Genomic DNA, 5,963 nt, shown 5'->3' with positions numbered 1-5,963 from the left:
AGAACTGCCCAAGAGAGAAAGTATTTTCCTCCTATTAATACCCTGTGGGTTAATCGCTTATATGGTATTTTTAGCTTGGAAATTCAACGAACCTTTGGCATTTGTTAAAATTCAGGATCTGTGGGCTAGAAATGAGAGAGTATTTCCTTTAATTACTTTAATCAACTACTGGAAGAATATCAATTTTATGTTTCCCAAAGATGCCAATAATGCAGTGAGATTCCTAGATACTTTTTTCAGCTCCTTTTTTTTAGGTATCTTGCTATTCTCTATCATTAAAAAGCCTCTCAATATTTCCCTATTGATTTTTGCCTTTCTGAGCATTTTTTTACCTTTAAGTACAGGAACAACACAATCAATGATGAGGTATATGATGACAATATTTCCAATATTTATTATCCTTGGATATTGGAGCCGAAAAAATCGTTATTTTTATGGATTTCTGTTATTTTTGTTTACCTATTTTTTATCAATTCTATTTCTTTGGTATGGTAATTGGGGCTGGGTAGCTTAGTTGCTCGTGCAGTTGAGCCAAATTACCCTAACTAATCATGCTAACATAGCTCTTTGCTCAAAGAGAGTCGATTGATTTGTTCAAAAATATCAACTAGATAGAGAATTATTGTCATCATAAATTAGAGTTATGATCAAAAATGTTACTCACATTGCCGAATATCTAGATCGGTCAATAAAATCAATCACAATTACAGGGTAAGCGTTTAAATGCGATCGAGATTAGCTTGATTTTAATACAAAAATACTGCACATTGATCATCCTCAGTTCCTGAACAGAAGCAAAAGAAAACCCCACAGACAAAGACCTTGTAATGATAAAATCGACAATGGCGACAGCTTGGCCATTAGTATTTTTTGCGTCGGACTAGCAGGAGATAAAAGCGTGACCTTTAAGATTGGTTTACTCGGTTTCGGGGTTGTGGGGACGGGAACAGCGAAAATCCTCCTCGATCCTTTTGGTCGTCATCCCGTACTCAAAGAGATTACCATTGGACGAGTGGGAGTTAGATCCCTAGATAAACCGAGAGAAATCGAGCTTTCTCCCCAGCTGTTGACCACTGACCTAGAATCGATCGTTACTGACCCCGAAATTGATATTATTGTCGAATTATTGGGGGGTTTGGAACCGGCGCGCTCTTTAATTCTCAAGGCAATCGCATCGGGAAAGCACGTTGTTACGGCAAATAAAGCGGTCATTGCCCGTTTTGGCGATGAAATCTACGCCAAGGCCAACGAAAAGGGGGTTTATGTCCTCCTAGAAGCGGCCGTGGGTGGTGGAATTCCCGTCATTAAACCCTTAAAACAATCCCTCGGCGCTAATCGCATCAGCAGCATCATGGGAATTGTCAACGGCACAACTAACTATATTCTCACGGAAATGAGCCAAAAAGGGGCAGATTTTAGTGAAGTTCTGGCCAAAGCTCAGGAATTAGGCTATGCAGAAGCGGACCCCACTGCGGACGTGGATGGATTCGATGCGGCCGATAAAATTGCCATTTTAGCTTCTTTGGGTTTTGGAGGTCGGGTAAAACGGGAAGATGTTTACTGTGAAGGTATCCGACAAGTTAGCGCCGTCGATATCGCCTACGCTGATAGACTGGGATTTGTGATTAAATTATTAGCGATCGCAAAAGATACGGTTAAGGAAGATTCCGATACCCTAGAGTTGCGGGTTCATCCGACCCTAGTACCGAAAACCCATCCCCTCGCTAATGCTAACGGAGTCTATAACGCTATTCTGGTCGAGGGGGAACCCTTGGGACAAGTGATGTTTTATGGACCGGGTGCCGGTGGCGGACCGACGGCCAGCGCGGTAGTATCGGATGTGATGAATATCGTCGGAATTTTAAAAAGTAGTGGCAAAACCAAGGAACTTGACCCGCTTTTAAGCTGTATTCACCAGCATTATTGTCAAATCGCCCCGATGGAGTCGTTATCGACCCGTTTTTATGCCCGTTTTCTCTGTCGCGATGTGCCGGGGGTAATCGGTCATTTAGGTATGGCTTTCGGCGACCATGGGGTTAGTCTAGAATCCGTGGTACAAATTGGTATTAGAGGTGATTTAGCCGAAATTGTCGTTGTCACCCACGATGTGCGCGAGGGCAATTTCCGCAACGCTTTAGCGGCAATAGAGTCTTTAGAAGCTATTGACAGTATTCCCAGTATTCTCCGGGTTTTGTAATTAAGAAATCGCTTTTTTTATGGTCATGGGTCGGAGAATCAAACGTGAGAAAATTTGGCTAAGTTTCACTAGCACAATTTTGTTTTTTTGTCTAGGTTTTTTGGGCTTAAATCAAAAATTAATTTTTGCCCAAGGGTCTGATAATGTTTGTCCCCTACCGATTTTATCAAGGTTACAACGCCATAAAATCCAAGCGGGAGAAACGATCGCCTCCATCGCCGAAAAATACGCTCTTATCCCCGCAACGATAATTAAACTCAATCCGACTATTCTCAAAAATGGTTTGGCCCCGGTGGGGAAAGAAATCTTCATTCCCCCGATGAACGGCATTCGCATCGAAGCACCCCGGGGTTCCACTTGGCGCGATTTAGAAGCGGCCTATGGTATTCGTGCCGATATACTCTTTGAGCTTAACGGTTGTGGTCGCCGGCCGACAATAGTTTTTATCCCCGGCACCAATTGGTCCGCCGCCGGCAAGCGCTCGGATTATACTGGATTAAGTTCTTATCCCTTACCCTTGGCCAGCACTGTCGGATTAGCCTACGGTTGGCAAAAAAGCCCCACGGAACAGAAAAATCTCTTTCATAGTGGTGTTGATCTGCTCGCAAATATTGGTACACCCGTTCTAGCCGCCGAGGATGGTCTAGTGATTTATGTGGGTCAGGAGGGGGCCTATGGTAATTTGGTAGTAATTAATCATTTAGGTCGCCGGCAGACCCGTTATGCCCATTTAAGCAGGGTTACAGTCAGAATTGACCAACGGGTACGAGCAGGAGACGTTATCGGTGCGGTTGGCACCACGGGACAACCGGATATTATTCCCCCCCATCTTCATTTTGAGGTGCGCTTAGATACTCCCGTCGGTTGGACAGCGCAGGATCCGGCTTTGCATTTGCCCCAAATCGGCCCGCAATCAAGTCAGACTAAATCCTGTTTAAAAGATATAGGAGAGTGAGGGAGTGCCGAGCGGGGGAAACAATCCATAACCGGGTTTTTAAAGTTGGATTGGAAGTTAATCATACTATTTTGGTATAAACTATATCTTCCAGCCAAAATCCCCCTCTTTGGGGAGAAGGGGAAAAGCCAACCCAAGATTAACCCTGCACCATCACCGAGGCCGCCGCAGCCACACCGGCGCCAGGGGTGACACCTTCGACACCTAGCTCGATTAAAGTCGCTTCAATGGCAGCGATAACCGTGAGGATATCCCTCTCACTAGCAAAACCTAAATGACCGATACGGAAGATTTTACCCTTGAGGTGATCCTGACCACCAGCCACAGCGATGTCGAACTTTTTATTGAGAGTCGAACGAATTTTTTCCGCATCTACCAGAGTGGGGGCCACCGCAGTAATCGCCGTGGAAGCCCAAGAATCCGCCGCGTAGAGGGGCAAATCCAGGGCGCGCATACCGGCCCGCGTCATCTTCGTTAAGCGTTGGTGACGGGCGAAAATTGCCGCTAATCCCTCCCTTCTCATCATTTGCAGAGAAGCTTGTAAACCGTACATCAGGTTAACTGGAGGGGTAAAGGGGGAACTATCCTCATCGGTGGCTTTTTTGTATTTGCCCAAATCTAGATAAAAACGGGGCAGTTTGGCGGTTTCGTAGGCTTTCCAAGCTTTTTGACTTACGGAAACAAAACCTAAACCGGGAGGAATCATATAACCTTTCTGGGAACCAGAACCGACCACATCTAAACCCCATTCATCGATGGGAATATGATAAGCTCCTAAACTGGTGACGGCATCGACGATGATTAAAGCTTCCCCGTGGTCTTTTACCGCTTTGTTAATGCTTTCCAAGTCATTGAGAACCCCGGTGGAAGTTTCCGAATGGGTGATAATTACCGCTTTGATGGCTTTTTCCTTGTCTTCGGTCAGTTTAGCGGTAAATGCCTCTGGATCTAGGGGTTTACCCCATTCTGCCTTAATGACATCCACATTTAAGCCGTATGCTTTCGCCACTTTCGCCCAACGTTCCCCAAATTTACCATTATCCCCCACCAAAACTCGATCGCCGGGGCTAAGAAAATTAATAATTCCCGCTTCCATGGCACCGGTTCCCGAAGCAGTTAGCATTAAGACATCGCCACTGGTTTGATGCAACCATTTGAGATTTTCGGTTAATTCGGCGATTACCTTGCTAAAAGCACCCGTCCGATGACCTATAGGTGCTTTAGCCATAGCCAATAATACCGCTTCCGGCACTGGTGTCGGGCCGGGAATCATCAACATATTTTTATTTTCCATGGTTCGTCCTCTCTCGTTGGGCTATATTCAAAAAGATAAAAAACCAAATCTCGATCGCATCAATTCTGAGGGGATGATTTAAGATTCGGCAAACTCTGATTATATCCCGGCAGATAGCCTTGTCAGTTATCAGTGATCAGTTAGCAGTTATCAGTTATCAGATGTGAGTTTTCAGTTCACTGATTACTGTTTACTGTTTACTGTTTACTGTTTACTGATCACTGAACTTGCTATGGTTCGATAGGGTGGCATAAATCGACTAAATCTTTATCTGGCAAGAGTTCCATTGATTAGTTTCTTCTAGAGCGAAAACAATTGACAAAAATCGCCAAATGTCTTTCTCTATAAGGGTTTCATCCCTTATAACCCCGTCCATTGCATAGCACAAACCGAAGAACCATAACTGATAACTGATGACTGAAAAACCCCTAACCGAGATTTTCAAAGAGTTTTTGGATACCGAGGGCAGGATCGGGCAGTTTTACCAAAGATTCGCCAATTAGAACCGCATTTGCTCCCGCTTGCTTCACTTTCGCCAGATCTGTTGCTGTGTGTAATCCCGATTCGCTGACGATCAGAATACCTTTTTCTCGCACCTGTTCGCCCCTGGCTTCTAGTAATTGGCGAGTATTGTCTAAATCGACTGTAAATGTCTCTAAATTGCGGTTATTAATGCCGATTAGTTCGATTCCCTCAATGGCTAACACTCGATCGAATTCAGCCAGACTATGCACCTCTACCAAAGCTGTCATCCCTAAACCCTTGACAATTTTGACAAAATATGCTAAGTCTTGATCGCTTAAAATAGCGGCAATTAAAAGGACAGCATCGGCTCCTTTAGAGCGAGCGTAGTAGATTTGATAGGGATAAAGGATAAATTCCTTGCATAATAGGGGTAAAGATACCGCTTGCCGGACGAGGGTAAGATTTTCGTAACTACCTTGAAAAAACTTACTATCGGTTAGGACCGATAAACAAGTGGCCCCTCCCTGTTCATAGGTACGGGCGATCGCTACAGGATCAAAATCTTCGCGGATGACTCCCTTGCTAGGGGAAGCTTTTTTCACTTCGGCAATCAAAGCGGGTTGGGTTTTACCCTGTTTTAAGGCGGCTAAAAAGTCGCAAGGTGGCGCAGTATTGGCTATTTTTTGGCGTAATTCCAATAAAGGCAACCGTTCGCGCAATTTATCGACTTCTATCTCCTTATGCCAAACGATTTCTTCTAAAATATTTTGCGGTTGTGCCTCTGGCACTTTCACCACATAACTCAAACTCTCAACTTTGACGGCAGGATTGGGGTGTTTTCTTCGGATCTGCATTTTTTCACTGTCCAGAGCGTGAACAGTGATTAGTTTAACAGTGATTAGTTATCGGTAATTGAAATAGAGACGCAGTTAACCACGTCTCTACAGATATTTAGGGTTTGCTGAAAAAGCTTTTCGGTGGTGGCAGGGTGTGGGGTGTGGGGTGTGGGGTGTGGGGTTTTATCGATTTTCAGGTGGTCAACTACCTAATTT

The 5,963-nt window shown here is 44.6% G+C and carries 4 protein-coding genes and 1 pseudogene; 3 read left to right on the top strand and 2 right to left on the bottom strand.

Annotation, left to right across the window (positions count from 1 at the left end):
* The 3 genes and pseudogenes from PX636_RS03535 to PX636_RS03525 form a co-directional block, all read left to right on the top strand.
* Positions 1 to 514, top strand: a pseudogene (locus PX636_RS03535) (hypothetical protein); the annotation flags it as partial.
* A 384-nt stretch (positions 515 to 898) separates the two neighbouring features.
* Positions 899 to 2,197, top strand: coding sequence for a homoserine dehydrogenase (locus PX636_RS03530; protein WP_288116241.1), 1,299 nt, complete (start codon positions 899 to 901; stop codon positions 2,195 to 2,197).
* A gap of 19 nt (positions 2,198 to 2,216) precedes the next feature.
* Positions 2,217 to 3,152 carry a LysM peptidoglycan-binding domain-containing M23 family metallopeptidase gene (locus PX636_RS03525; protein ID WP_288116240.1) on the top strand — a complete coding sequence of 312 codons (936 nt, stop codon included), beginning with the start codon at positions 2,217 to 2,219 and terminating at the stop codon, positions 3,150 to 3,152.
* Between the two features lie 139 nt (positions 3,153 to 3,291).
* On the opposite strand, the gene PX636_RS03520 is transcribed toward PX636_RS03525, so the two are convergent.
* Positions 3,292 to 4,446: a pyridoxal-phosphate-dependent aminotransferase family protein gene (locus PX636_RS03520; RefSeq protein WP_002760980.1), complete on the bottom strand. Its 1,155-nt coding sequence runs from the start codon at positions 4,444 to 4,446 to the stop codon at positions 3,292 to 3,294.
* 428 nt (positions 4,447 to 4,874) lie between these two features.
* The gene (gene trpC / locus PX636_RS03515) at positions 4,875 to 5,765 is read right to left on the bottom strand and encodes an indole-3-glycerol phosphate synthase TrpC (protein ID WP_288116239.1); all 891 of its coding nucleotides are present in this window, start codon (positions 5,763 to 5,765) and stop codon (positions 4,875 to 4,877) included.
* Positions 5,766 to 5,963: the final 198 nt, after the last annotated feature.

It is taken from the genome of Microcystis sp. M53598_WE2 (assembly GCF_030067735.1).
In the GTDB taxonomy this organism is placed as follows: Bacteria; Cyanobacteriota; Cyanobacteriia; order Cyanobacteriales; family Microcystaceae; genus Microcystis; species Microcystis aeruginosa.
This window is presented reverse-complemented; position numbering and strand designations above follow the sequence as displayed.